The sequence below is a fragment of the Chryseobacterium culicis genome (assembly GCF_002979755.1).
Taxonomy (GTDB): domain Bacteria; phylum Bacteroidota; class Bacteroidia; order Flavobacteriales; family Weeksellaceae; genus Chryseobacterium; species Chryseobacterium culicis_A.
The window spans coordinates 105,866-131,957 of sequence record NZ_PCPP01000005.1 but is presented as its reverse complement, the minus strand read 5'-3'; the positions used below and the strand labels follow the sequence as shown (position 1 = coordinate 131,957).

The following is a 26,092-nucleotide window of genomic DNA, read 5'->3' as shown; positions in this document are numbered from 1 at the left end:
TTCGTGTAATGAGTAATTATTTCTTCAATAATTTTTGTTTTAAAAGATGTATTTCTTCTTTGGAAACCATATAATCTTTCCAACTCAATGAGGTGGAACTATAAAATTTTCGGAACAACAGAAAAGCTGAAACCAAATAAGATGAAGTAGTGGCAATACATGCTCCTAAAATTCCCCATCTGGGTATTGCAATAAAAGAAAAGACCACTGTAACGACCAATCCGACCATTGATTTAACATTGAGAATTCTAAGTTCTCTCATTCCTGAAAAGTAATGCCCAACCATATCACTTACGGCTATGGCAAAAATTCCTGGTGATAAGAGGAGCATAATTTCTTTGGTTTCTCTGAATTCTTTCCCAAAAATCATCTCATAAACCTGTGAAGGGATAATAATAATTCCCAGCACAAAACCTATCATTAAAATAAATGTCAGCTTTAAAGACTCTTTGGTTTTCCCTATGGATTCTTCCTTACTTTTACTATTAACGACATCAGAGTATAAAACGACAGCGATGCTACGGGTAATCGTCCATATTGCTTCTGAAAAAGTGACTCCAATGGAAAAAATACCTACGCTGGCGATGCCTTCAAAGTATTCCAGGAAATAGAATGAAAGCCTGTAATTAAGAAACTGAACGAAAGCACTCAGTTGGGTTTTCCAGCCATATTCAAACATATTTCTGGCTACCTCTTTACAGAATGATATTTCGGAAATATTACATTTTCTGATGATCTGAAAAAAGCTGGTCAGGAAAAGAAGTGCCAGACACCCAATCTGTGCAAGAAAATAGACTGAAACGTCTTTTTTCCCAATCACATATACTAGTAATCCTATAAAGATAATATGTACAAGCTGCTGTAAAACGGTATACACATTAAACTTTCTAATATCCTGTTTTCCAATAAACAAACTGATATTAGTAGACAAAAGGGAAGAAAATACAGAGATTCCGATAAGATAAAAAAGATATTCACTCTGAATAGAAGCCAGACTGAATAAAAACGGGATCAGAAGCCCTGTGAGAAGAGACCACAGATAAGCATACAATAAGACTTTTTCTATTTTAAATCTTGAAGCAAAATAAGAAGCACTGCTCCCCGAAAAGATACTGCTGAAAAAGCTCACTGCAGCAGCATTGGCAACCACAATAGAAATGGTTCCCTTTCCTTCACTACCCCACATATTCGTAGAATAGATCACCAATCCGAAACTCAGGATCAGAATAAGAAAACGGGAGACAAATGTTTTAATGATAGTAAGCTGCATGGTGATTATTTATCAATAGATCTTTTCACAAAATCAACGAAGGAAACTTTTATTCTATCCCAATTATATTGTTCTTTAAATTCTTTCCTGGCATTGAGAGCATGAGCATGATATGACTCAGGATTCCTGATATAATTGATGATAATCTCCGAAATAAATTCGGCATGATGAGGATCTACCAGACTGCCAAACGAAAGAATGCCCAAATGCTTCCGGATTCCTTTTAAATCTGAATAAATCACCGGTTTTCCTGCTCCCATAAAATAAAACAGTTTTATGGGCAGAGAATGATTGTTTTCAAAATTAATTTCCCGAAGATCAAAGCATATATCTGCTTCTGCCAATGATTCTGTAAACCTTTCAAAAGCTGTTGGTTTTCGGATCTCTATATGATCAAAAGAATATTGCTTCAGTAATGCTGAAAAATAAATTTCATCATCTCCATCTACCGTTGATCCGATAATCAGAATCCTGATATGAAGCGTGGGCATTTTCTGACGAAGCTTATCTATTGTACTGAAAAAATTTTCAATACCCTTATCTTTAGAAATCTGACCTGTATAGCAGAGCGTAATCGTATCTGTATCCAGCTGTTTTATGCTTTCCTTGATATAAATAGAATCCGGATAATAGGGAAGAATCATTTGTTTTTTGAATCCAAAAAAATAAGCCAGCGGAAACTTTTTGGTTGTTTCTCCAAAAATGAAATGAGTGCTTAAAAAACCAGCACACAACTGGATAAGAGAAAATTTTACCGTTTGAAAAATTTTAGCCGGAAACCTGTACTTTTGAAGCATTGATAGGGATGGATACCATTCTGTAACATCATAGATACAGCTTATCTTGTTTTCTTTTACAAAGTTCCTTACCGCTACAATAGCCAGAGGTTCAGAGCAGATGATACATTGGGGTTGAAAATCATTACAAACTTTCCGGAAAGTTTGCATTTTATGATCTATACTTTCCTCCAGTACAGCATAAGATTCTATTTCAATTCCATCTATAAAACCTTTATACTCTGCATGTAAACTGCATATTTTTACTTCATACCCATTATCTCTAAGAGCTTTGGCCTGATGATAAAAAATCCGGTCATCATTATAGCTATGGGAAGTCGTTAAAAAAAGTACTTTAGGCATTAGTCTCTACTCGAATCTATACAAATATACATTAAAACAAAAAAGTGGAAATATATTTTCCACTTTATGATTATACTGCTGTATCAGGATAACAGCGATTATTTTATAGAAGCCGCCCAGCTCTTCTCCAAAGGAAGCAGGAAGTGGCTTAAAAAGTCCAGATAAGTATTTTTAGAGAAGTCAAAAACCTGGATATCTCCTGCAAGCTCTCCATTTCTCAGCTTCGTTTTAAAATCAATTAACTTTAACGTTTTCACTTCACCATTTTCTACAAAGCTTGCTTTCATCCTGTCAAAAAGACCCAATTGATACTCTTCATCAATTTCTCTCATGATCTTCCCTAGAGCATCAATACTGCATCCTGAAGCCATTTCTTTTTCTTCATCTACACATACTATGATAAACTGATTCTTTTCAATTTTAAATGAAGAAGAAAGCGGTTTTCCATGAGCAGCCCATGTGGCAAGGAAATCAAAAAGTTTTTCAGTGATAGCTTTTGCTTCTTTGGTTTCAAAAGGTCTTGAAGCCGGGTATATAATAACTCTGTAGTCGTTGGTTTCTACAATATTAGATTCTTCGATTTTCATAATGTAAATATTTATTTTTCAGGAACTTGAACACGTATCATCAATTCCGGTTATTGAACAGAATATGAATTGAACAGTGATGGTAAATCCCTATCTTCTTAAAGACAAAATTACGCAATTTTCTCCAGTTTAAGATCATTGTATTTTTTGCTCAGTACATAGAGCATCATCATGAAAAGCGGAAAAATAAACGGAAAGAAAAATCTTAACGCTGCTGACTGCGGAAAGAAAAAGAATTTGATATACACATTGATCAGAAAAAGAACTGAGATCATTCTTACCCAAACATCTTTGGAGCGCCAAAATATGACTCCAATCATAATGGCTACGGATAGCGTTACTTTTTTAAAGTAGATAATTTTAATATAAATAATACTCAGATAGTCTTTTACACTAACATCAATAGGATGTGTTGAGATAATAGGCCTTCTATCGATAAAAGTATCATAGAAGAGATCTTTCCATCCAGGATAATGATAAAACTTAATAATGACCAGGTACATGATCAGAAGAACTGTTCCCTGTGCGATAAAGGAAACATCAATTTTCTTTTCCTGAAGATACTGGAAAAAGAAAACAGCAATAATATAGGTGAGAGTGAATGTGATATAATCCGGCCGTATAAAAGTAATCCCAAATAGAAGCACAAACATGGCCCACTTGCTCCATTTTTTGAGCAAACCAATAATAAAGATCAGCATAAACTGAAAAATAAACATATCAGGTGTAGAAACTCTGGACATGTAGGTCATGGGGGGCAATAGCATGGAGGCAACCGTTAATACTACCGCAAGCCAATATTTCTTTGGAAACAGCAGTTTTAAAATATAAAATAATAATACCCCTGAAAAAAAGTACGAAATAAGGCTGGTAAACAGGACTGCCATTGGAGATGAAAGCCCAAGCTTATAAAAAAGAGTTATGACAAGAATATACCCTACTTTAATCTGAAAATAGGGTAATTGTTCTGTAAAAGATTGTGTATTTTTTACGAAATACTGCCTTGGAATATCCCATTGCTTTATTCCGATGATGTCTGTATAATGGTCTGCAGGAGCCTCCTTTTTTATTTCCTGATAGGTAATGATTCGAACCTTATCCGGTGAATCCGGGAACTCAGAAGTATACATACTTCCCATGTAGCCCGGCATATCCCAATCATATACTCTGTTTTGATAATTCCAGAATGTAAGAAGAGCAAGTATTGAAATGATCAATAAAAAGGAGAGTCTCCATTTCACCTTCATAACCTTTTATAAGATTATAAGTCTTCTGCTTCAGCAAGAAGTTCAACAATATCTTTTACGGCTACTTCAGTGTTTTTGTTAAAGTGTTTTACCCCATCCGTCATCATGGTATTGCAGAAAGGACATCCTGTAGCAATTACCTTAGGTTCAAAAGATAAAGCTTCTTCTGTTCTTTCAATATTGATGTCTTTATTTCCTTTTTCAGGCTCTTTAAACATCTGTGCTCCTCCTGCTCCACAACAAAGTCCGTTGGTTTTACAACGTTTCATCTCTACAAGTTCTGCATCCAGTTTCTCAAGAAGCATTCTTGGCGCTTCATATTCGTCATTGGCACGTCCCAGGTAACATGGATCATGGAAAGTAATTTTTTTCCCTTTGAATGCACCTCCTTCAATTTTCAGCCTTCCTTCTTCCATTAATGTTTTAAGGAACTGAGTATGGTGTACCACGTCAAAGTGTCCACCTAAGCTTGGATATTCATTTTTCAAAGTATTGAAACAGTGTGGACAAGCCGTTACAATTTTCTTTACTTCGTAAGCATTCAATACTTCGATATTGGTAAGGGCCATCATCTGGAAAACAAATTCATTTCCGGCTCTTTTTGCAGGATCTCCGGTACAGCTTTCTTCCTGTCCTAAAACCGCAAATTCAACACCTATTTTATTTAATATCTTGCAAAATGCTTTTGTAATTTTTTTAGCACGGTCATCAAAACTTCCCGCACATCCCACCCAAAATAAAACTTCCGGGGCTTTTCCTTCGGCAGCATATTCTGCCATTGTTTTTATATTGAAATCCATTTCTTTTTCAGTTTGAAAATGTGAGAATTTGGAGATTTGAAAATGATGTAGACTGGTATCAATTTCAAACATTCAAATTGATTAATTATCTAGTTTTCCGATGCCCAGTTCAGACGGTCAGCCTGATTGTACTGCCAAGGAGCCGCGTTGTTTTCCACATTGGTCATCATCAGATTCAGTTCCTGTGGAGCAGCAGATTGTTCCATCACCAGGAATCTTCTCATTTCAAAAATAATGGAAAGCGGGTCAAGCAATACCGGACAGGCATCTGTACATGCGTTACATGTGGTACACGCCCAAAGTTCTTCTTTTGTGATATAGTCGTTCAACAGTTTTTTACCGTCGTCAACAAATTTTCCGTTTTGATCAATATTTCTTCCTACTTCTTCCAAACGATCTCTTGTTTTCATAAGGATCAATCTTGGAGAAAGTTTTTTTCCGGTAATATTAGCAGGACAAACAGAAGTACAACGTCCGCATTCTGTACAAGAATAGGCGTTCAGCAACTGTACTTGGTTCAGGTCAAAGATATCTTCAGCACCGAATTTAGAAGGTACATCTGCTTCTGCTCCTTCAGCCGGAGCAGCATAAGGATCTGCGTTAGGATCCATCATTAATTTGATCTCTTTTGTAACAGATTCAAGATTGTTGAATTTTCCTTTTTTATCTAGATTTGCATACCATGTGCTTGGAAACGCAAGGATAATATGCAGGTGTTTTGAATAGTAAAGGTAGTTCATGAAGAAAAGAATTCCTACAAAGTGAAACCACCATGCCGCTTTCTCTGTGAACATCAAAAATCCGTTATCAAAGCTGAAAATCTCTAAAAACGGAACCAATGTCATCTCACTGATCGGGAAGCTTCCATGTTCTGGCAAAACATTTCTCGACTGTAAAATAAAATCTGATGAATTCATCATAAAGAAAGCCATCATCAGAGCAAATTCAATAATCAAAATCCAGTTTGCATCATTTTTTGGCCATCCAAAAAGTTCTTTCATCGTCAATCTCTTCACTCCATAAAAATTTCTACGAATAAAGAAAATGACAACCCCAATAACCACCAAAAGAGCTAAAACTTCTAAGGTTGCAGTAAAGAAATTATAAAATGTATGTCCGAAAATGCTTGATAAGAAACGATGGGTACCAAATATTCCATCAACAACAATTTCTATTAATTCGATATTAATAATCACAAAACCTACATACACAAAAAGGTGTAAGACTCCAGCTACAGGACGTGCCGTCATTTTACTTTGTCCCATAGCTACACGAGCCATAGTTTCCCAACGTTCTCCTTTTCTGTCGTTTCTATTGATTTCGTGACCCAATCTGATATTTCTATAGATCTTCTGCAGGCTTTTGGCAAACAGCCCGAATCCTGCCACTAATAAAATCAGGAAAATAATGTTATCGATGTACTGCATAAGGCGTATTAGTCTTTGTTATTTTTACCGAAAACCGAGAAGTTGATGTATCTCTTCGGATTCGCTTTCATATCTTCGATCAATGAATTTAAATTGGAAGAAGCCGAATTCAGGTTGTTATAAAGCTGCTCATCCTTCATCAGTTTGCCTAAGCTTCCTTCTCCTTTATCTATACCGCCAATCACCTGATTCAATTTACCTACAGTAGCATCTAAATTGGCAATAGTAGCATTCAACTGTTTAGTATCAATACTCTGAGCCAGATTTCCATATTTATCCAAAGTCACCTTTCCGCTTTGCATAGTAAGACTTGCATCATCCAATACTTTCTGCAATTTAGGATCGTTATGACCTACAAGGTTGTTAACACTTCCTGCGGTAGACTGTAATGCTCCTACTGTTTTATTAAGGTTCGCTAATAAAGCTTTTATTTCAGCTCTGTTCTGAGCGTCAAAAACCTGGTTTGCATTGGCCATTAAAGAGTCAACTCTGTGTAATACTACCTGCAATTGATCTTTTACCGGACCTACCTGAGAAGAAAGACTTCCCAGAGTTCCAAGTTTGAAAGCTCCTTTCAGGGTATCACCGTCCTTTGCAGTCGGGCCTCCATACATAAGATTTACTCTCATTTCTTTACCAGACATTAATCCTGGTTCAAAGATCTCCAATGATGAATTTTTTGAAAACTCGAATTTGTTGTCGACTGTAATTTTTACGACAAAATTAATTTTTCCATCTTTTGCCGTTATAGGAATAATCTTGTCTACCTGTCCTACTTTCAGACCATTAATAGAGACTGCCGAAGACTGTGCCAGACCTTCTACATTATCATATTTTGCGTAAAATATATTGTCGGTAGTAAAAAGGCTTTTCCCTTTCATAAACTGAAACAACACCACAAAGCCTACAATAGCTAGAAGTGCAATCACACCAGCTTTTAATTCTTTACTGAACTTCACTTGCTAATTTTTTTCTAATAAGCAAATATAATACATTTTAAATAAATCTTTTCCTTTATTGTTCTGCGTTAAATACAAAAAAAGCGACAAAAAAATTTGTCGCTTTTAATATTTATAGAAATGAATTTCTTATTGTTGCTGATTTCCCAGCTTGTTCCAGATCTCAATTCTGTAATCCTCGATATCTGCATTGTCCTGAAGACTCTTCATCCAAGCCTGTCCGAACATTCCTGCATTTCTCTGAGTAAGAGATTCTGTAAACTGCTTAAGATCTCCAGGCTGTTTGTTTACTGTTTCTGATTTCTTAACCAAAACATAAACTCCTGTTCCTCCTTCAACCGGGTTAGAAAGTTTACCTTTTGCAACACCGAATGCTGCACCCGCTACTTTAGGTTCCATAGCACCCGCTACTGAAGGGTTCAGTAAATTCACCTGAGCGGATTGTTTTGGAGCGGCAAACAATTTAGCAATCTGATCTAAACTAGAAGCTTTTGCTGCTGCAATCTTATCAGAGATTTGTTTTGCTGCCAATTTATTTTTAACAAGAACTTCAATCTGGTCTCTTACCGATTCCGGATCAGCAAGACCTGCGTCCTGTTTTCCGTTCAGATATACTACAATTTTATCTCCTGTTCCGTCTACTGTAAATAATTCAGTATCTCCTTTTGTTCTTTTCTTATCGAAAGCCCAAGTAAGGATATCAGCATCTTTTTCAGTACCTAAGCCCTGAAGCTGGCCTTCAAATCTTTTTGCTGCTTTTGGATTGGAGAACTGATAGTTTCCTTTCTTAGCAATGTTCACGAAATCGTTGAAAGATTTCCCTTGAACCTGCTGAATGAATTTTCTTGAGTTTTTGTCTGTTTCAGCTTCAGTAGCATCTGAAGGTTTGATTGCTTTCACAAGGTTAGCAACTTTATAACCCATTGATCCTGACTTTTTATCTTCAATATTGATGATATGATAACCGAACTGTGTTTCTACTACACCTGTAGCTCCTTTAGGATTGCTTGCAAGATAAGCAAGGAATTCAGGAACAAAAGGTGTTTCCGGAGTTGTCCATCCTAAGCTTCCGCCTTGTGCTGCAGAATTCGGATCGCTTGAAAGCTTAAGGAATTCTGTAAATTTAGCAGGAGTCGCTTTTACAATAGCCCCAATAGAGTCTGCCAATTTCTTAGCCTGCTCTTTGGTTCTTGTTACTCCTTCACCTGCAGGACTTCCTTTGAATGCAATAAGGATATGTCTTGATAAGGTAGAATCTGAAGGTCTTTTACCAACCAATTTAGAGACTACATATACATCTTGTTCTTTATAAGGGCCAAAAGTCTGACCAACTGCTGCAGCTGCGATCTGATCTTTGATTGTTGGAGGCAATTGAGCAGGATTCAAATACTGAGGATTGAATGGTGCATCAGAGTTTGCCGCCACAAACATAGAATCGTTTTTAGTATTTTGGAAGTTTTCAGTTCCTCCACTTGCATCTGTACCTCCTGAATATAATTTAGTAATTTCTTTCAAGGCTGCTGCATCATCTGCTGCACTAGGTTTAGACGGGAAAAATACAATACCGATATTTCTGCTTGGCTCTGCTTTGAACATTACAGGGTGCTGCTTGATGTAATCAGCAAGATCTTGTGTGGAAACATTGATCTTTGTTTTTTGAAGATACGCTGCATAATCTACTTTCACAAAGTCGATATCTGCAAGCTGATCTCTCTGCTTCATCAATTCTTCAGCTTCTTTCTTACCTGTAGTAATACCTGCTGAAAGATTAGTAAACACCTGTCTTGCCATAAGTCTGTACTCGATTGTCTTTCTTGTTTTCAACCATTGAGTATATCCTTGAGGATTGGTGTTTTGTAATGTTTCAATTTCTTTTTTAAGCTCTTGAGTTTTAAAATTACCTTTCTCATCAAAGAACTGTTGATTCTGGGCAAACATCTGATCGTACTGGATTTGATTCCAGAAATAATCATCAGTCATTTCAAAGCCCAATTTCTCAAACTGTTGTTTGATAAGTTTAGATTGTACAAGTAACTGCCAAGCCTGCTCTTCAAGACCGTTTTTCGGACGACCTTGCTGTTCAGCCTGCTGCTGCAACACGAAAAGCTGATCATTGAACTCTTCGCGGGTGATTTTCTCACCGTTTACTTTTCCTAAAACGTCAGGATTCTTACCAAAAACCTTGTCGATACTATCCGGGTTCACCAAGAACGCCAAAAGCGCTAAGGCTATTACTCCCATTAAAAGCCAAGGCTTACTCCTAATCTGTCCTAAAATTGCCATTTTATAAATTATAGTTTTTTATCAGTTTGCGAAAATACACATTTTTAAGAAATTACAGAAACAGAACTGCTTTATTTTGATTTTTAATGCAAAGATTATCTAAAAAAGGAAATTTTGACCGTATTTTTAAGTAAAAAACAAATGGCATAAGTATTGTGCATCTTTAGAATATTATAATATGCCACACGTTTTCAGAGTATATTATAAAAAATCCTTATAACGATAAAAAACGAAAATGACAATTTGTCATTCGATTGACTATGACAGAATTTGAAGATATTAGTTTAGAAGAAATGATCAGTGACGGATTTGATATCGTAGCTGAAGAAATCAATCTTTCCGACTTCGCAGAGACTGATAAAAATTCCGAACAGAAAATATTCCCTATACTTCCGGTAAGAAATATGGTTATGTTCCCTAACGTGGTAATTCCTATTACTGCAGGAAGAAAAACCTCGATACAGCTTCTTGAGGAAGCACAGAAGAACGGGGATTTTATTGGAATTGTAAGCCAGAAAAATTCGGATCTGGAACAACCTTCCGAAAAAGATATTTATTCTACAGGTACGCTGGCTAAGATCATTAAGATCATTAAGCTGCCGGAAGGCAATATCACGGCTATTACCAAAGGATTCCACAGGTTTAAGATTAAAAAGATCATTGATAACCAACCTTACTTCAAAGCAGAAATATCAAAATTAAAAGATACCCGACCTAAGGATCAGGAAGAGTACGAAGCATTGCTGGAGAACATCAAGGATCTTGCACTAAAGATTATTGAACTGGATCCCAATATTCCCAATGCCGCCAACTTTGCCATCAAAAACATTAATAACAATGATGATCTTCTGAATTTCATTTGTACCAATGCTAACTTTTCTTCCATTGCAAAGCAAAAGCTTCTTGAAGAGAAAAACCTGATGACCAGAGCCAATCAGTGTTATGAAATGATGCATGAGGATTTCAGAAAGCTGGAACTGAGAAATCAGATTCATCAGAAAACCTCTAAGGATCTTGATAAGCAACAGAGAGAATATTTTCTGAATCAGCAGATCAGAACCATCCAGGAAGAATTGGGTGGCGGACCTGAAAGCGATGTTGAGGATCTGATAGCCAAGGCAAAAACCAAAAAATGGAGTAAGGAAGTAGAGGAACATTTCCAGAAAGAAATCGGCAGACTGCAACGTCAGAATCCTAATTCTCCGGACTATAATGTACAGAGAAATTACCTGGACTTCTTTACGGACCTTCCTTGGGAAACATACACAAAAGATATTTTTGATATTGCTAAGGCTGAAAAAGTACTTGATAAAGCTCACTTCGGATTGGAAGATATTAAAAAGAGAATTCTGGAGCACATGGCTGTTTTAAAATTAAAAAACAACATGAAATCTCCAATTCTATTATTGGTAGGGCCTCCTGGAGTAGGTAAAACATCTTTAGGAAAATCCATTGCAGATGCTTTAGGAAGAAAGTATGTAAGATTATCTTTAGGAGGTCTTCATGACGAGAGTGAAATCCGTGGGCATAGAAAAACCTATATTGGTGCTATGGCGGGAAGAATTTTGCAGTCTATCAAGAAATCCGGTACTTCAAACCCGGTGATTGTTCTTGATGAAATTGATAAAATCGGACAGGGTCTTCATGGGGATCCAAGCTCAGCACTCTTAGAAGTCCTTGATCCTGAACAGAATAAATCTTTCTACGATAATTTCCTGGAAATGGGCTATGATTTATCTAAAGTAATGTTCATTGCTACGGCTAACTCACTTTCAACGATACAGACTCCTCTTCTAGACAGAACGGAAATTATTCAGATTGCCGGTTATACTTTGGAAGAAAAGATTGAGATCGCTAAAAGACATTTAATCAAGAAACAACAGGAGGAAAATGGTCTGGATGCAAAATCATTTAAACTCGGAAATCCAGAACTTAAACATATTGTTGAAGCACATACTTCAGAAAGTGGAGTAAGAACACTGGAAAAAAGAATTGCTGCCGTTGGAAGATGGGTAGCACTTCAGACAGCTCTGGTAAAAGAATATGATCCAAAAATTTCATTGGAAAAAGTAGATGAAATCCTTGGCGTTCCTAGACCGAAAAGCTTATCTGAAATCACAGGAGTTCCCGGTGTAGTAACAGGGCTTGCATGGACAAGTGTAGGCGGAGATATTCTTTATATTGAAAGTATTTTAAGCAATGGCAAAGGAGGAGCTTTAACAATGACCGGAAATCTTGGAACGGTAATGAAAGAATCTGCTACAATTGCCCTGGAATATATTAAAGCAAAACATGACGAACTGGGAATTCCACAAGAAGACCTTGATAAGAAAAACATTCACGTACACGTTCCTGAAGGAGCAACACCTAAAGATGGACCATCTGCGGGTATTGCCATGCTGACTTCTATGGTTTCTTCATTCAAAAACAAAAAGGTAAAACCACACCTTGCCATGACGGGAGAAATTACATTAAGAGGAAAAGTACTTCCTGTAGGAGGAATCAAAGAAAAGCTGCTGGCTGCAACAAGAGCAGGCATTAAAGATGTTATTCTTTGTGAAGCCAACAGAAAAGATGTGGAAGAGATCAAAAAAGATTATCTGAAAAATCTGAGAGTACACTACGTCAACAGAATGGAAGAAGTCATTGACATCGCCATTGAAGAATAAAACAACTTATAACATATTAACTTCTCAATAAGGAAACACGTTCTGAAATTCAGAGCGTGTTTCTGTTTTAGAGCCAAAAAGTACAATGCTCCTTATTCGGTGGAATAAAATTTGCTGCAATACAAGAAAATTTCGAAGGATTGAATAAAAAGTTTTTCAATTCACACGGGTTTTCTTATTTTTATTCCACACTGCATATTTTTACATTATGAATTTTCTTAGACTTCCTTTCCTTGTCAAGCTTACGCTCGTGGTGGTTTCCATCATTGGACTTGGCTATCTTCTGGCGTTAGGACAGAGTATTTTAGCTCCTTTTTTTCTGGCATTCCTTATGGCTATGCTGTTTTTGCCAGCGGCAACTTTTATGGAAAGAAAGTTAAGATTTCCAAGATCAATGTCTACGATGACCTCAGTGTTCATTATGCTGATGATTCTAAGTGGTATCATTTATTTCTTTACCAATCAGCTTTCTGATTTTAGTAAGGATCTTCCCCACCTCAAGGAACAGTTTACTACTGTTTTTAACAGCCTTCAGCATTGGGTTTCCAAAACATTTAATGTGAAAGTGGATGAACAGGTGGATTACATTAACCAGGGATTAACTAAACTACTGTCTTCTTCGGGAGTCATTTTAGGATTTACATTTGGGATTTTTTCAACGGGATTCGGCTTCATTATATTTTTCACCCTGTTTTTTATCTTTATTTTAAATTACAGAAGGCTTTTAAATAATTTTATCGTTACTGTTTTTAACGAAAGACATAAATCAAGTGTACAGGAAGCTGTAAATGAGATTCGAATCATGACCAAGAAATATATCTTCGGACTCTTTCTTCAGGTAATTATCGTATCTGTTCTTACTTCCACCCTCCTTACGATTTTGGGCGTAAAATATGCGATTCTTTTAGGAGTTTTGACAGGATTACTAAACGTTATTCCGTACCTGGGAATCTTTATCTCACTGTTAATTTCCTGTTTTATAGCATTTGCCACTTCTACTCCGTCAACATGTATTTATGTTGCTTTAGGATATATTGCAATTCATGCTGTAGATGGTAATATTGTCCTTCCATTTGTTGTGGGTTCTAAAGTAAAGATCAATGCTTTATTTTCTTTTATTGGAATTCTTTTAGGAGAACATCTTTGGGGAATTGCAGGAATGTTCTTATGTATTCCGGCCATTGCTATTATTAAGATTATCTGTGAAAGAGTGGATGATCTCAAACCTTGGGGAAGATTGCTGGGAGAAGAGCCAAAACCTCATAAAAAGAAGAAAAGTTATAAGATTTCCAAGAATATTACACTGAAGGAAATGGATTGACCGTGGATAGCGGAGAAAAAAAAATTACACAAAAACAACCACTAACACATATTAATGATTGATTTCATATTTTATGTTAAATAAAACACAAGATATCCTATTTTTATTTTACATTTGATATAAAATCATCAATCATGAAAATAGTAAAATTCATTTTATGTCTGCTTTTCGGGCTTATGTTTATTAATGCCGGGCTTAACAAGTTTTTTAATTATATGCCCATGGAGAAACCCACTCCTGAGCAAATGAAACTCTTCGCCGCTTTTGGAGAAATTAGCTGGCTGATGCCTTTGGTTGGTATCGTGGAAATCATTGGCGGATTATTATTTATTTTCCCAAAAACAAGAGCATTAGGTGCCATTGTTATTCTGCCTGTCATGATAGGAATTGTTACCCATGTTTTCACGATGGATAAATCTCCCATGGGAATGAGCATTGCTGGAATTATGTTTCTGATTAATATCTGGATATTGATTGACAACAGAGAGAAATACAAACATTTAGTTTCATAAGGTGGCAGACAATAGATTATAGGTTGCAGGTTGCAGTACCAGTAAACTTCAGATGAAGTCTATTGTTTCTTTTCACTACCTGTAACCTATTATCTGCCGCCTGCTACCTATACAAAAGCACTGAAACCTGTAATCGATCGTCCTACGATGAGCGAATTAATTTCTTTTGTCCCTTCATAAGAATAAATAGCCTCTGCATCGGCAACAAATCTTGCAACATCATATTCCAGCAGAATTCCGTTTCCTCCCATCACTTCCCTTGCTCTGGAAACAATATCTCTTGTTCTGAGTGTGCAGAAAACTTTTGCTAACGAAGCATGTTCATCTTTTAAAATTCCTTCATCCTGCATTTCGGACAGTCTGAAAACCATAGTCTGCATGGCAGTAAGGTTAGACAACATTTCTACCAAATGTCCCTGTATCATTTGAAATGAGGCAATAGGTCTTCCAAACTGTTCTCTTTTTCGGGTATAATCCAAAGCACTTTCGTAGGCGCCACGTGCACAACCCGTAGCCATCCATGCAACTCCTGCCCGGGTCATTCTCAGTACTTTTCCGGTATCTTTAAAGGAATTGGCATTCTGCAGACGGTTTTCCTCAGTTACCAGACAGTCTTTTAAAGTAATTAATCCGTTTTGGACAATCCTTAAAGCCATTTTCCCCTTGATTTTTTCTACAGCGTATCCCGGATTATCTTTTTCTACAATAAATCCTTTTACTTCTCCGCTGTCCAGATCTCTTGCCCAGATTATGATCAGATCAGCGAATGTGGCATTTCCAATCCATTTTTTCTGGCCGTTAAGAACCCAGCCTTCCGGTGTTTTTTTACAGGTCACTGTAAGTCCACCTGCTGCGCCTGAGCCTACTTCCGGCTCCGTAAGCCCGAAAGCGCCTATTTTTTCAAACTTCTGCATCTGCGGAAGCCATTTTTGTTTCTGTTCTTCAGATCCGCAGATATAAATAGAACCCATCGCCAGTCCAGACTGTACTCCGAAAAACGTTGCAATGGAAGCATCTACTCTTGCCATTTCCATCGCAATGACTCCTTCCATCAGGAAAGGCATCCCCGGACAACCGTAACCTTCATAGGTAACGCCGCAAATATCAAGTTTTTGGAATTTAGGAATCAGTTCGAAAGGAAATTCATCTCTGAGCCAGTAATGGTTCACCAAAGGTTTTACTTCTTTTTCCATGAATGCTCTCACTTTAAGCTGAATTTCACGCTGTTCAGGAGTAAGCGTATGGTAAATATCATAAAAGTCTCCATCTATGGGAGGAAGTTCTTTTTTTTTCTTCTCCGGATCAAGCATTTTCATAAGCCCGGAAAGCTGTTTATCATCCAGTTTTGAGAAATTCTGCATCAGTTTTGGCAGATCTACTTTTCTAGAAATGGCACTCAACTGATCGAAATCTATGGAGGTAAATAATTCTATTGCGTTTCTGATTTTGGAAAAAGTATTCGACATAATGATAGATTGTAGTTTTGGTTTGTAAAAGATAAGCAAAAATTGCTCCGAAAGCAAAGGGCAAAGCTTACTATCGTTTTACAAAACACTTAATTTCAACGAATTAAAACAACCTATTTTGTTTACAAGCTTTTTACTTTTGATTTTCAAGCGTTACAAAAGATCCTGACTGAACTTTGATCTCAGGAAAACAATAAAAATTAACGTTATGAAAACTACTTACATTAAACTATCTCTGGCTGCTGCTCTTTTATTAGGAATTTATTCATGTAAAAAGGGTGAAGTTGCCTCAACCGATCTTGAAGCTTATGCTACTACAGACTCAGCTGCTGTTGTTGTTTCGGACAGCATCTCCTCTGTAGCCAGTATGAAAGTAAAAGACAAACAGTTTATCAAGACTGCAGATGTCAATATGGAGGTAAAAGATGTGTACAATACCACTATTGCCATTGAAAAATCAGTACAGGAGCTTGGAGGTTTTGTCACCAATAGCAATCTTCAAAGTAACGTAGTTTCTGAAAACACTTACAACACATCTAGTGAAGAAGCCATGCTGGTCAAAAAATATCAGACAGAGAATAGAATGCAGGTACGTATTCCTACGGAAAAGCTTGGGGAACTGCTGACGGCAATCAATACAAACAAATTATTTTTGAATTCAAGATCTATCAATGCGGAAGATGTGACAGCAAATATCAAATATTCTGAGCTGGAAGGAAAAAGAAATCAAAAGACCTCTGAGAATATCAGCAAGCTGAAAACAAATAAGGACAAGGTAAAGCTTGATGACGAAAATATGTCTGAAGGAAACCTTCAAAAACTGTCAAGTATGAATATGACAGATGATTTAAAATACAGCACTATTGATATCTACATCAAAGAACCTCAATTACGTATCGCTGAAATTGCTGTTACCAATACAACAAACATCGACAATCAATATAAATACAATTTCATCTATGATGCTAAAGATGGCTTTGTTTACGGATTCTATCTGATTCAGAGAATTATAGTGGGTCTTATCAATGTCTGGCCTATTCTGTTAATTGCCGCAGCTATCATTTATTTTTTAAGAAAAAGAAAAACTTTAAAATCTGAACAGTCCAAAATTCAGGGATAGAAAATATTCCTAACCAATTGGTTATCATCATAATTTTAGATTTTACAACCTCTCATTTTTGAGAGGTTTTTATTTTTTTCAAAAAAAACTGTAACGATTATAACCCCTGCTTTACCTACTCTTTAAAAGAACAGAAAATCAAAAAAATTAATACTATGAAAAATTTAGTAAAACTTGGATTCGCAGCATTATTATCAATAAGCACAGTAACTGCAAAAGCACAAAGTAACAATACGAACAAAGAAAACAGTCTTCTTTGGGAGGTTTCCGGAAACGGCCTTTCGAAGCCATCTTACATTACCGGAACTTTTCATATCTTATGCAGTAAAGATTTTGAAATAAAACCGAAAGTTTGGAATGCACTCAACAAGTCAGAAAGCTTTGTAATGGAAATCAATTATACGGATCCCGCTGAAATGATGTCATTACAGAAAATGTTTAAAGCAGATAAAAAAATATCGGATCAGCTTTCTCCCGAAGAAGCTAAAGAACTGAATACTGTTCTCGCTAATTATGGAACTGATCTGAAAAGTATAGATTCTTCAAGTCCTCAGACTCTGTATGCACTGCTTTCTACCAAAGCAATCCCCTGCCCTCAGACCGAAGTAAAGCTTTACGAAATGGAACTTCTTCAAAAAGCAATAAAAGATAAAAAAAGCATCAAAGGACTTGAAAAAGTGGAAGATCAAATGAAATCAATCAATGAAGCATATGATCTGAAAAGCACGATCTCTCAGCTTAAAATGGACAAGGAATATCAAATATTGTTCAGACAGATGATTGAAGCTTTTAAAAATGAAAATATACAATCTCTATACAGCCTTTTTAAGGATGAAAGATTCATGAATGCTCAGCAGGAAAAGGCTATGTTGACCAACAGAAATCAAAACTGGGTAAAAATAATGCCGGACATGATGAAAAAAGAAAGTTCTTTCTTTGCCGTTGGAGGCTCTCATCTTATGGGTGAAAACGGAATTATTCCTCTTCTACAGGCAAAGGGTTACACGGTAAAACCTGTATCGAGTTTATAACACTAACCAAACCATGAAACTATTGTGAGTAATCCAACTGAAACTGCTTTTTTAAAGCTCGTTAACCAGCACAAGGGTATTTTATACAAAGCCTCGCGGATCTACGCAGATTCCGTAGAAGACCGCGAAGACCTGCAGCAGGAAATTCTTATCCAGCTTTGGAAATCTTATCAGAATTTTAAGGGTAACAGTGAGTTTTCTACCTGGATGTATCGGGTTGCCATCAATACCGCAATCACCTATTTAAAAAAAGAAAAGAAAAGATCCAATAATCATACAGATGCTCCTGCTCATTTTGAAGTACAACAGGAGGATTACAATCCTACAAAGGACAGGCAGCTGGAAATTTTCTACAATGCCGTTCAGGAGCTGAACTCCTTAGAAAAAGCAGTCATATTTTATTTCATGGAAGGGATGTCACACAAAGAAATAGGAAATAATTTAGGGCTTAGTGAAGGCAATGCCCGTGTAAAACTCAACAGAACAAAAGAAAAAATACAACAAATCATAAAAAAATCAGGTTATGAATTTTGATCAATTAAAAGAACAATGGAATAAAGAAGACAGCGATGTCCATATTCCTGATACCATAGAACAATTAAAGGAAAGTAGACATCCTATAGAGAAGATTCAAAAGAGTATGAAAAAGGAATTTCCTGCGCAGGTTATTTCCATCATCCTTATTGGTTTCTTTCCGATGCTATTCCAGTTTCCGCCTTCACAGTATACCATTTATTATATATCTTATGCTTTATTGGTAGTGGTATCCTGTTATTATTTATTCGGATTTTACCAATTTTACAAACAAGCGGAACTTTATACCGGAAACACAAGAAATAGTCTTTGGAAGATCTACCACGAACTCAAGTTAAATATGGAAAGATACCAGTCGTTTGGATTCTTGTTACTTCCCCATTTTATAATAACATTAGGTTTAGTGGCATATAATCTTCTGGAGAAAAAAGGTGAATCGTTGGCGGATATTAGCCATGAACATCAAATATCCCTTATTTTATTAGTCTTGATAGGCGTTCTTTCTGTTGTAGCAAGTATTATTTTATGGACAAAATATTTTTACGGACCTAGCGCCAAACAATTGGAAAATATCCTGAACGAAATGGATGAATAACATTTAAAACATCTATCACAAAACACTTTTTATACAACCTCAGAGCCTTTCTGAGGTTTTGTTTTTTAAAAAATCGTTATTTATCATCTTCAAATTTATCTGAGGTTTTATTTTTCCGTAAATTTGCAGATCAGAAATAAATCATTATGGATTATGAGCTATTTCCATCCAATACATGATTTTCTGAACGATAAAAATTCTGTAATATGCTATCAAAAATAAATCCAACACAAACTAACAGCTGGAAAGCACTTGACGAACACTTCGGTGGAAATGACTTTGATCTTAGAACTCTTTTCCAATATAACCCGAACCGTTTTAATGAGTTTTCCCTGCAAAAGGACAACTATCTTTTTGATTATTCTAAAAACTTAATTGATTCAAGAACAAAGGAGCTTTTATTGCAATTGGCTGAAGAAAGCCAGCTAAAAGATGCTATTTCTAAAATGTTCTCAGGAGATAAAATCAATGAAACAGAAGGAAGAGCAGTGCTGCACACGGCATTAAGAGATTTCTCAGACCGTGAAATTATTGTGGACGGAGAAAATATCAAACCACAAATCAAAAGAGTTCTTGAGCACATGAAATCTTTTTCTGAAAAAATTATTTCAGGAGAACATAAAGGTTTCAGTGGTAAAGAGATCACAGATGTCGTAAACATCGGTATTGGAGGATCAGATTTGGGACCCGTTATGGTTTGTTCGGCTTTAAAGCATTTTAAAACAAGACTCAATGTTCATTTTGTTTCCAACGTAGACGGAAATCATATTGCAGAAGTGGTAAAAAGCTTAAATCCTGAAACCACATTATTCATCATTGCTTCCAAGACTTTTACGACTCAGGAAACAATGACGAATGCCAATTCAGCGAAAGACTGGTTCCTGAAAGCTGGAAAACAGGAAGATGTAGCAAAACATTTTGTTGCTTTATCCACTAATATTGAAGAAGTTAAGAAGTTCGGAATCGCAGAAGAAAATATTTTTGAATTCTGGGACTGGGTAGGTGGAAGATATTCTCTTTGGAGTGCTATCGGACTAAGTATTGTACTTTCTGTAGGATATGAAAACTTCGAACAGCTTTTAAGGGGTGCTTTTGATACTGACCAACACTTCCAGACTGCAGACTTTTCTGAAAACGTTCCGGTATTAATGGGACTTTTGGGAATCTGGTACCGTAACTTCTATGCAGCAACTACTTATGCAATCTTACCTTATTCTCAATATCTGGACAGATTTGCAGCGTATCTTCAACAGGGAGATATGGAAAGTAACGGAAAATGTGTAGACAGAAACGGTGAATTTGTAGAATATGAAACAGGACCTATCATCTGGGGAGAACCAGGTACAAATGGCCAACACGCATTCTATCAGCTGATCCACCAGGGAACAGAATTGATTCCGGCAGACTTTATTGCGTATGCAAAAAGCCCAAACAAAGTTTCGGATCATCAGGATAAATTATTAGCAAACTTTTTCGCTCAGACTGAAGCACTTGCCTTCGGAAAACTGGAAGAAGAAGTAGAAGAAGAATTGAGAAATGCAGGCAAATCTGATGAAGAAATAGAGAGACTGATCAATTTCAAAGTCTTCCATGGAAATACCCCAACTAACTCAATATTATTCAACGAATTAACTCCTTTTTCACTAGGTCAGTTGATTGCTCTGTATGAACACAAAATTTTTGTTCAGGGTGTAATCTGGAATATTTTCAGCTTTGACCAGTTTGGAGTGGAATTAGGAAAAGTATTAGCCAATAAAATCCTTCCTGAACTTGAGAACAATGAAGCAATAAGCTCTCATGACAGTTCTACCAACGGATTGATCAATTACTATAAGGAAAACAAATAGTAAGTAAAAAGAAAGTAAAAGTAAATCTATAAAGTAAAAAAGTAAAAATGGCAGAAATTCTTGACGGACTTAAAGTATCCAAGGAAATAAAAGCAGAGATCAAGGTTGAAGTAGAAAAGATTCTCGCTGGCAAAAGAAGAGCTCCACATTTGGTGGCTATTCTTGTAGGAAATAACGGAGCAAGCAAGGCCTATGTAAACTCTAAAGTAAAAGACTGTGAGGAAGTAGGGTTTCAATCCAGCTTAATCAAATTTCCAAGTACAGTTTCTGAATCTGAATTATTGGAAAAAATTGATGAGCTTAATAAATCTAAAGCAGTAGACGGATTTATCGTTCAGCTGCCTTTACCGGATCAGATTGATCAGGAGAAGATTATCAATGCTATTGATCCTAGAAAAGACGTGGATGGTTTCCACCCTGAAAACTTTGGAAAAATGGCTCTTGAAATGGATACTTTCTTACCGGCAACTCCTTTTGGTATTTTAACATTATTGGAAAGATATAATATTGAAACCAAAGGAAAAGACTGTGTAATTATCGGAAGAAGTAAAATTGTAGGAAGACCAATGAGTATCCTTATGGGAAGAAAAGATTTCCCAGGAAACTCTACCGTTACCCTTACACACTCATACACAAAAGACATCGAAGAATATACAAGAAAGGCAGACATCGTTATTACTGCTTTGGGAGATCCCCATTTCCTGAAAGGAGATATGATCAAAGAAGGAGCGGTAATTGTTGACGTGGGTATTACTAGAGTAGATAATGATTCTCCAAAAGGATATTACCTTGCAGGTGACGTAGATTTTGACAGCTGTGCTGCAAAAGCGAGCTGGATTACACCGGTACCTGGAGGAGTAGGCCCTATGACAAGAGCGATGTTGATGAAAAACACCATCATTGCCTACAAAACTTCGGTCTATAACGACTAATTTTAAAATGAATAAAGAAGAAGATATTTTATTAAAAGAAGGTAAAATGCTCCCGGTAATGGAGCATTTTTACACTTTACAGGGAGAAGGAGCACACACCGGAAAAGCAGCCTATTTTATCAGACTGGGAGGTTGTGATGTAGGATGTCACTGGTGTGATGTAAAAGAAAGCTGGGATCCGGAACTTCATCCTTTAATGAATGCAGAAGAAATTGCAGAAACTGCTGCCAAACACTGTAAAACAATTGTGTTGACGGGTGGTGAACCTTTAATGTGGAATTTAGATATACTGACTTCCAAACTGAAAGAACTAGGATGTACAGTACATATTGAAACTTCAGGAGCTTATCCTATGAGCGGACATCTGGACTGGATTACTCTTTCGCCAAAGAAAACAGGATTGCCTAAAGAAGAGATTTATCAAAAGGCCAATGAGCTTAAAGTAATCATTTTCAATCAGCATGACTTTACGTTTGCTCAAGAACAGGCTTCAAAAGTTTCCGAAAACTGTAAGCTTTATCTTCAGAGTGAATGGAGCAAGAGAGATGATATGTATCCTAAGATCACAGATTTTATCCTGGAAAATCCGGAATGGCAGGCTTCTGTTCAGACTCACAAATATCTGAATATACCGTAAAAAAGCGTAAATTAGCCGGGCTTATCCGCTATAATACTGATAGATGCAGAGAATTCGATACTCTAGATACCTGAAATCAATCATTATGTTGCTTGACCTCATGGTTATTGCATCTATCTTCATATTCTTTTTTATAAGCAGAAACGAAAGTTTAAAATACAATAAAGAAACCTGGTATCAGAATAGTTTTTCTCTGATTCTGTTGTTTTTGTTCTGGGTGCTCCTTAGTGGTAGGACAAAAATATACAATATTCCGAGGAACCTTACTTATACCTTGTTTCTTGAACGTCTTTTAATCCATTTCCTCTTTTTTATACTTGGCGTACTGCTTATAGGAAAGGTAAGTAATAATGTATTTTTTAATTCGGATATTTACTGGCTTTCCCTTTATCTTTTTATTTCTATTTTCCTGGCAAAATCGCTGGTCTATTTCGCCATCAAATACTTACGATCCCTTGGAGCCAACTACAGGAATGTAATGTTTTTGGGAGATAATCATTCTACAGAGATTCTTAAGAATATCTTCATAGAACGTAAAGATTACGGATACAGAATATTTGAATACGAAAATTCTGATATCAATATTAATGAACTGGTTGCTTTCTGGAAAAAGAATGGGATTCATACCTTATTTTTATCTCTGGAAAACTCTTATGATGAATGGATTCAGAATGAACTTTTCAAACTGGCAGAAGATAATAAGATTCATATTTCACTTATTCCAAGTATCACACAAAGTGATTTTTTCTTGTATGACCTTGGTTATATACAGACTCAGCCAGTACTGAATCAGGCTAGATATCCTTTGGATTATTATTCTAATTTCCTGATGAAAAGAACGTTTGACATTTTCTTTTCTGTCATTATATTGGTTTTAATTTGCTCATGGGTATTTCCAATCATTGCCATTTTAATCAAAACCACTTCCAAAGGTCCGGTTTTTTTCCTTCAGAAAAGATATGGTTTTCATGAAGAAGTTTTTCATTGTTTTAAATTCCGTACCATGGTGGTTAATGATGAATCTACAACTAAAACTACATCCGTAAACGACTCCAGGATTACCAAAGTGGGTAGATTTTTAAGAAAAACCAGTCTTGATGAGCTTCCCCAATTCATTAATGTATTGAAGGGTGAGATGTCTGTGGTAGGTCCGCGTCCCCATATGCTGGCTGTTGACAATTATTATAAACCCAAAATCGGAAGATATAGTTTAAGAAGCATGGTCAATCCGGGCATTACGGGATTAGCTCAGGTAAATGGATTGCGTGGTGACTTCGGAGACGTGGAAGTAGAGATGAAAAAGAGGGTTCTGGCCGATGCTTTCTATGTAAGAAACTGGAGTTTTGTACTCGATCTGGTTATTATTTTGAAAACCGTCTTATTGGTGATAGGAGGAGATAAAAACGCAAAATAATAAACCGAATAAGGTTTATATTGAAATAATTTTAACACAAAACCAGGCTTTAGTCTTATTCTTGACTGTAGCCCAATTAAATAAAAAAGTCTAATTTAGCAGTATGTTAAAAAAGTTTTTCACAGCAGTAGGGGAATACATTATCCTCTTGGGAAAATCCCTGCAGAAACCTCAGAAAATGAGGGTTTTCTGGAAGCTGTTCATGAGAGAAATTAATGATTTGGGAGTAAATTCTTTCGGACTTGTCATCTTCACATCCATATTCGTTGGAGCTGTAGTGGCTATTCAGATGTTCAACAACTTTGATGCATCTTCTTTTCCTATTCCGCCTTCATTTGTAGGATATGCTACGAAAGCGGTTTTGGTTCTGGAGTTTGCTCCTACCATTATCAGTCTGATTCTGGCGGGTAAAGTAGGTTCTTATATTGCTTCAAGTATTGGAACCATGAGAGTTTCCGAACAGATTGATGCATTGGATATCATGGGAGTAAACTCACCCAATTTTCTGATATTTCCTAAAATTATCGCCTGTATGCTGTTTAATCCCATTCTTATTGCTATCAGTATCGTATTTGGTATTGGTGGAGGTTATATTGCCGGGATTTTAACAGGAAACTGGACAGAAAACGACTATATCGTTGGTATTCAAATGTATATGCCGAATTTATTTATTTACTATGCATTTTCTAAGACTATAGTGTTCGCGTTTATCATTGCAACAGTTCCTTCTTATTTCGGATATAATGTAAAAGGAGGATCACTGGAAGTTGGTAGAGCGAGTACGCAGGCCGTGGTATGGACAATGGTATTCATTATCATTTCTGAATTAATTTTAACCCAATTAATATTAAGCTGATGATTGAGGTAAAAGATCTTAAGAAGAGTTTTGATGATGTTGAAGTATTGAAAGGAATTTCAACTTCATTTGATAAAGGAAAAGTAAACTTAATCATTGGACAGAGTGGTTCCGGAAAAACCGTTTTTTTAAAGAGTTTATTGAATGTTTATATGCCTTCCTCAGGAGAAATCCTTTTTGATGGTAAGGATATCAATACCATGACGAGAGATGAGAAACAACATCTTCGTTCAGAAATCGGAACCGTATTCCAGGGAAGTGCCTTATTTGATTCCTTAACTGTGGAAGAAAATATTATGTTTCCTCTGGATATGTTTACCAATCTTACCTACAGAGAAAAAAAGAAAAGAGTTTTTGAAGTAATAGGACGAGTACATCTTGACAAAGCGGAAAGAAAATATCCGTCCGAGATTTCAGGGGGAATGCAAAAAAGGGTGGCTATTGCCAGAGCTATTGTAAATAATCCCAAATACCTGTTCTGTGATGAACCCAATTCCGGGCTCGATCCGTATACCTCAAAGATCATTGATGATCTTCTTTATGAAATCACAAAAGAATACAATACTACAACCATCATCAATACCCACGATATGAACTCTGTAATGACGATTGGCGAGAAAATTGTATACCTAAGACTGGGAATTAAAGAATGGGAAGGTAACAAAGACATTCTGATTACCGCAGGCAATAAAAATCTGATTGATTTCGTTTATTCTTCAGAACTGTTTAAAGAGCTGAGAGAATATTTACTTGAGAATAATAAAACGATTGAAACTACAAATACAAAAATAGACGATAATGAAAAAGGTACTTAGTATAGCGTTATTAGGGTTTTCAATGTGGGCTTCTGCACAGATTTCACTGGCAGGTAAGGCTAACTTAATTTTTCCAACAGGCTCTCCTTCATGGTCCAATATCAAAGGAACAGTGAATGATGCCATTGATGGAACAGGTAAAAACAATGTAGGTTTTAACGTAGGACTTTCATTAAAAGTAGGACTTCCTACTTCATTGTTTGTGATGCCCGAAATCTATTATACTCACTTCAAAAATGAGTTTACTACAGAGAACACTACTTTTGATGTAAAAAGCAACCGTATTGATGTTCCGGTTCTTTTAGGATATAACCTTTTGGGGAATATGCTGGGAGTTTTTGTAGGACCCGTTGGAAGTTTTAACTTAAACAAAGACAATACTTACAATGATTTCAAAGAAAATGCTAAAAATGACTTTACAGTAGGATACCAGTTTGGTGCACAGCTTGAAATTAAAAAGCTTATTGTAAATGCAAGATATGAAGGAGCTTTCAGTAAAGACGAAAGAAATTTCATCAATAAAGTTTCCGGTTCTGAAATCAGGTATGACAACAGACCTAACCTGTTTATGGTAGGTTTAGGATATAAATTCTAATGAATTATTGAAAATAGCAATTTTAAACCCTCAAAT

General features: G+C 36.2%; 23 protein-coding genes. 14 read left to right on the top strand and 9 right to left on the bottom strand.

What is annotated here, in order from left to right:
• Nucleotides 1-16: 16 nt before the first annotated feature.
• The 8 genes from CQ022_RS20325 to CQ022_RS20290 all read right to left on the bottom strand — a co-directional run bounded on the left by CQ022_RS20325 (nt 17) and on the right by CQ022_RS20290 (nt 9,712).
• Nucleotides 17-1,270 (bottom strand): polysaccharide biosynthesis C-terminal domain-containing protein, encoded by a 1,254-nt coding sequence (locus CQ022_RS20325; protein ID WP_105684112.1) that lies wholly within the window; start codon nt 1,268-1,270, stop codon nt 17-19.
• Between the two features lie 5 nt (nt 1,271-1,275).
• Complete coding sequence (locus tag CQ022_RS20320; protein ID WP_105684111.1) at nt 1,276-2,409, bottom strand: glycosyltransferase; 1,134 nt, start codon at nt 2,407-2,409, stop codon at nt 1,276-1,278.
• A 98-nt stretch (nt 2,410-2,507) separates the two neighbouring features.
• Complete coding sequence (locus CQ022_RS20315; protein WP_105684110.1) at nt 2,508-2,996, bottom strand: hypothetical protein; 489 nt, start codon at nt 2,994-2,996, stop codon at nt 2,508-2,510.
• Nucleotides 2,997-3,106: 110 nt separating this feature from the next.
• Nucleotides 3,107-4,243 carry a hypothetical protein gene (locus CQ022_RS20310; RefSeq protein WP_105684109.1) on the bottom strand — a complete coding sequence of 379 codons (1,137 nt, stop codon included), beginning with the start codon at nt 4,241-4,243 and terminating at the stop codon, nt 3,107-3,109.
• A 14-nt stretch (nt 4,244-4,257) separates the two neighbouring features.
• Complete coding sequence (locus CQ022_RS20305; RefSeq protein ID WP_047377320.1) at nt 4,258-5,043, bottom strand: (Fe-S)-binding protein; 786 nt, start codon at nt 5,041-5,043, stop codon at nt 4,258-4,260.
• Nucleotides 5,044-5,132: 89 nt separating this feature from the next.
• Complete coding sequence (locus CQ022_RS20300) at nt 5,133-6,470, bottom strand: (Fe-S)-binding protein (RefSeq protein WP_105684108.1); 1,338 nt, start codon at nt 6,468-6,470, stop codon at nt 5,133-5,135.
• Nucleotides 6,471-6,478: 8 nt separating this feature from the next.
• Nucleotides 6,479-7,429 carry an MlaD family protein gene (locus CQ022_RS20295; RefSeq protein WP_105684107.1) on the bottom strand — a complete coding sequence of 317 codons (951 nt, stop codon included), beginning with the start codon at nt 7,427-7,429 and terminating at the stop codon, nt 6,479-6,481.
• A 129-nt stretch (nt 7,430-7,558) separates the two neighbouring features.
• Nucleotides 7,559-9,712, bottom strand: a complete 2,154-nt coding sequence (locus CQ022_RS20290) for a SurA N-terminal domain-containing protein (RefSeq protein WP_105684106.1) — start codon at nt 9,710-9,712, stop codon at nt 7,559-7,561.
• 260 nt (nt 9,713-9,972) lie between these two features.
• Between CQ022_RS20290 and lon the strand changes: the two genes are divergently transcribed.
• The 3 genes from lon (at nt 9,973) to CQ022_RS20275 (ending at nt 14,214) form a co-directional block, all read left to right on the top strand.
• Nucleotides 9,973-12,381, top strand: coding sequence for an endopeptidase La (gene lon, locus CQ022_RS20285; RefSeq protein WP_105684105.1), 2,409 nt, complete (start codon nt 9,973-9,975; stop codon nt 12,379-12,381).
• 208 nt (nt 12,382-12,589) lie between these two features.
• On the top strand, nt 12,590-13,702 hold the full coding sequence (locus CQ022_RS20280) for an AI-2E family transporter (RefSeq protein WP_105684104.1): 1,113 nt from the start codon (nt 12,590-12,592) through the stop codon (nt 13,700-13,702).
• A gap of 134 nt (nt 13,703-13,836) precedes the next feature.
• Entirely contained in the window at nt 13,837-14,214 is a 378-nt protein-coding gene (locus CQ022_RS20275) for a DoxX family protein (RefSeq protein ID WP_105684103.1), read from the top strand.
• A 107-nt stretch (nt 14,215-14,321) separates the two neighbouring features.
• On the opposite strand, the gene CQ022_RS20270 is transcribed toward CQ022_RS20275, so the two are convergent.
• On the bottom strand, nt 14,322-15,680 hold the full coding sequence (locus tag CQ022_RS20270) for an acyl-CoA dehydrogenase family protein (protein ID WP_105684102.1): 1,359 nt from the start codon (nt 15,678-15,680) through the stop codon (nt 14,322-14,324).
• A 208-nt stretch (nt 15,681-15,888) separates the two neighbouring features.
• Here CQ022_RS20270 and CQ022_RS20265 point away from each other — a divergent pair, with 208 nt between their 5' ends.
• From CQ022_RS20265 to CQ022_RS20215, 11 genes are all read left to right on the top strand, one after another.
• On the top strand, nt 15,889-16,800 hold the full coding sequence (locus CQ022_RS20265; RefSeq protein ID WP_105684101.1) for a DUF4349 domain-containing protein: 912 nt from the start codon (nt 15,889-15,891) through the stop codon (nt 16,798-16,800).
• A 155-nt stretch (nt 16,801-16,955) separates the two neighbouring features.
• Nucleotides 16,956-17,831 carry a TraB/GumN family protein gene (locus CQ022_RS20260; protein WP_105684100.1) on the top strand — a complete coding sequence of 292 codons (876 nt, stop codon included), beginning with the start codon at nt 16,956-16,958 and terminating at the stop codon, nt 17,829-17,831.
• A 24-nt stretch (nt 17,832-17,855) separates the two neighbouring features.
• Nucleotides 17,856-18,365, top strand: coding sequence for an RNA polymerase sigma factor (locus tag CQ022_RS20255; RefSeq protein WP_105684099.1), 510 nt, complete (start codon nt 17,856-17,858; stop codon nt 18,363-18,365).
• Entirely contained in the window at nt 18,355-18,960 is a 606-nt protein-coding gene (locus tag CQ022_RS20250) for a hypothetical protein (RefSeq protein WP_105684098.1), read from the top strand. The genes CQ022_RS20255 and CQ022_RS20250 overlap by 11 nt, the downstream gene beginning before the upstream one ends.
• 206 nt (nt 18,961-19,166) lie before the next feature.
• Complete coding sequence (gene pgi / locus CQ022_RS20245; RefSeq protein ID WP_105684097.1) at nt 19,167-20,807, top strand: glucose-6-phosphate isomerase; 1,641 nt, start codon at nt 19,167-19,169, stop codon at nt 20,805-20,807.
• 47 nt (nt 20,808-20,854) lie between these two features.
• Nucleotides 20,855-21,739, top strand: coding sequence for a bifunctional 5,10-methylenetetrahydrofolate dehydrogenase/5,10-methenyltetrahydrofolate cyclohydrolase (locus CQ022_RS20240; RefSeq protein ID WP_105684096.1), 885 nt, complete (start codon nt 20,855-20,857; stop codon nt 21,737-21,739).
• Nucleotides 21,740-21,746: 7 nt separating this feature from the next.
• Nucleotides 21,747-22,376, top strand: coding sequence for a 7-carboxy-7-deazaguanine synthase QueE (locus tag CQ022_RS20235; protein WP_105684095.1), 630 nt, complete (start codon nt 21,747-21,749; stop codon nt 22,374-22,376).
• Between the two features lie 43 nt (nt 22,377-22,419).
• Nucleotides 22,420-23,790, top strand: coding sequence for an exopolysaccharide biosynthesis polyprenyl glycosylphosphotransferase (locus tag CQ022_RS20230; RefSeq protein WP_105684094.1), 1,371 nt, complete (start codon nt 22,420-22,422; stop codon nt 23,788-23,790).
• Between the two features lie 103 nt (nt 23,791-23,893).
• The gene (locus tag CQ022_RS20225; RefSeq protein ID WP_105684093.1) at nt 23,894-24,646 is read left to right on the top strand and encodes an MlaE family ABC transporter permease; all 753 of its coding nucleotides are present in this window, start codon (nt 23,894-23,896) and stop codon (nt 24,644-24,646) included.
• The gene (locus tag CQ022_RS20220) at nt 24,646-25,461 is read left to right on the top strand and encodes an ABC transporter ATP-binding protein (RefSeq protein ID WP_047428831.1); all 816 of its coding nucleotides are present in this window, start codon (nt 24,646-24,648) and stop codon (nt 25,459-25,461) included. The genes CQ022_RS20225 and CQ022_RS20220 overlap by 1 nt, the downstream gene beginning before the upstream one ends.
• Nucleotides 25,445-26,056, top strand: a complete 612-nt coding sequence (locus CQ022_RS20215; RefSeq protein WP_105684092.1) for an outer membrane beta-barrel protein — start codon at nt 25,445-25,447, stop codon at nt 26,054-26,056. Before CQ022_RS20220 ends, CQ022_RS20215 begins: the two co-directional genes overlap by 17 nt.
• Nucleotides 26,057-26,092 lie beyond the last annotated feature (36 nt).

Excerpts from the sequence above, each read along its gene's own strand:
- CQ022_RS20230 (WP_105684094.1), top strand. The coding sequence starts at position 22,420 with ATGCAGAGAATTCGATACTCTAGATACCTGAAATCAATCATTATGTTG.
- lon (WP_105684105.1), top strand. The coding sequence starts at position 9,973 with ATGACAGAATTTGAAGATATTAGTTTAGAAGAAATGATCAGTGACGGA.
- CQ022_RS20280 (WP_105684104.1), top strand. The coding sequence starts at position 12,590 with ATGAATTTTCTTAGACTTCCTTTCCTTGTCAAGCTTACGCTCGTGGTG.
- CQ022_RS20225 (WP_105684093.1), top strand. The coding sequence starts at position 23,894 with ATGTTAAAAAAGTTTTTCACAGCAGTAGGGGAATACATTATCCTCTTG.
- CQ022_RS20215 (WP_105684092.1), top strand. The coding sequence starts at position 25,445 with ATGAAAAAGGTACTTAGTATAGCGTTATTAGGGTTTTCAATGTGGGCT.
- CQ022_RS20310 (WP_105684109.1), bottom strand. The coding sequence starts at position 4,243 with ATGAAGGTGAAATGGAGACTCTCCTTTTTATTGATCATTTCAATACTT.
- CQ022_RS20325 (WP_105684112.1), bottom strand. The coding sequence starts at position 1,270 with ATGCAGCTTACTATCATTAAAACATTTGTCTCCCGTTTTCTTATTCTG.
- CQ022_RS20300 (WP_105684108.1), bottom strand. The coding sequence starts at position 6,470 with ATGCAGTACATCGATAACATTATTTTCCTGATTTTATTAGTGGCAGGA.
- CQ022_RS20260 (WP_105684100.1), top strand. The coding sequence starts at position 16,956 with ATGAAAAATTTAGTAAAACTTGGATTCGCAGCATTATTATCAATAAGC.
- CQ022_RS20220 (WP_047428831.1), top strand. The coding sequence starts at position 24,646 with ATGATTGAGGTAAAAGATCTTAAGAAGAGTTTTGATGATGTTGAAGTA.
- CQ022_RS20305 (WP_047377320.1), bottom strand. The coding sequence starts at position 5,043 with ATGGATTTCAATATAAAAACAATGGCAGAATATGCTGCCGAAGGAAAA.
- CQ022_RS20240 (WP_105684096.1), top strand. The coding sequence starts at position 20,855 with ATGGCAGAAATTCTTGACGGACTTAAAGTATCCAAGGAAATAAAAGCA.
- CQ022_RS20315 (WP_105684110.1), bottom strand. The coding sequence starts at position 2,996 with ATGAAAATCGAAGAATCTAATATTGTAGAAACCAACGACTACAGAGTT.
- CQ022_RS20270 (WP_105684102.1), bottom strand. The coding sequence starts at position 15,680 with ATGTCGAATACTTTTTCCAAAATCAGAAACGCAATAGAATTATTTACC.
- CQ022_RS20275 (WP_105684103.1), top strand. The coding sequence starts at position 13,837 with ATGAAAATAGTAAAATTCATTTTATGTCTGCTTTTCGGGCTTATGTTT.
- pgi (WP_105684097.1), top strand. The coding sequence starts at position 19,167 with ATGCTATCAAAAATAAATCCAACACAAACTAACAGCTGGAAAGCACTT.
- CQ022_RS20235 (WP_105684095.1), top strand. The coding sequence starts at position 21,747 with ATGAATAAAGAAGAAGATATTTTATTAAAAGAAGGTAAAATGCTCCCG.
- CQ022_RS20250 (WP_105684098.1), top strand. The coding sequence starts at position 18,355 with ATGAATTTTGATCAATTAAAAGAACAATGGAATAAAGAAGACAGCGAT.
- CQ022_RS20290 (WP_105684106.1), bottom strand. The coding sequence starts at position 9,712 with ATGGCAATTTTAGGACAGATTAGGAGTAAGCCTTGGCTTTTAATGGGA.
- CQ022_RS20265 (WP_105684101.1), top strand. The coding sequence starts at position 15,889 with ATGAAAACTACTTACATTAAACTATCTCTGGCTGCTGCTCTTTTATTA.
- CQ022_RS20320 (WP_105684111.1), bottom strand. The coding sequence starts at position 2,409 with ATGCCTAAAGTACTTTTTTTAACGACTTCCCATAGCTATAATGATGAC.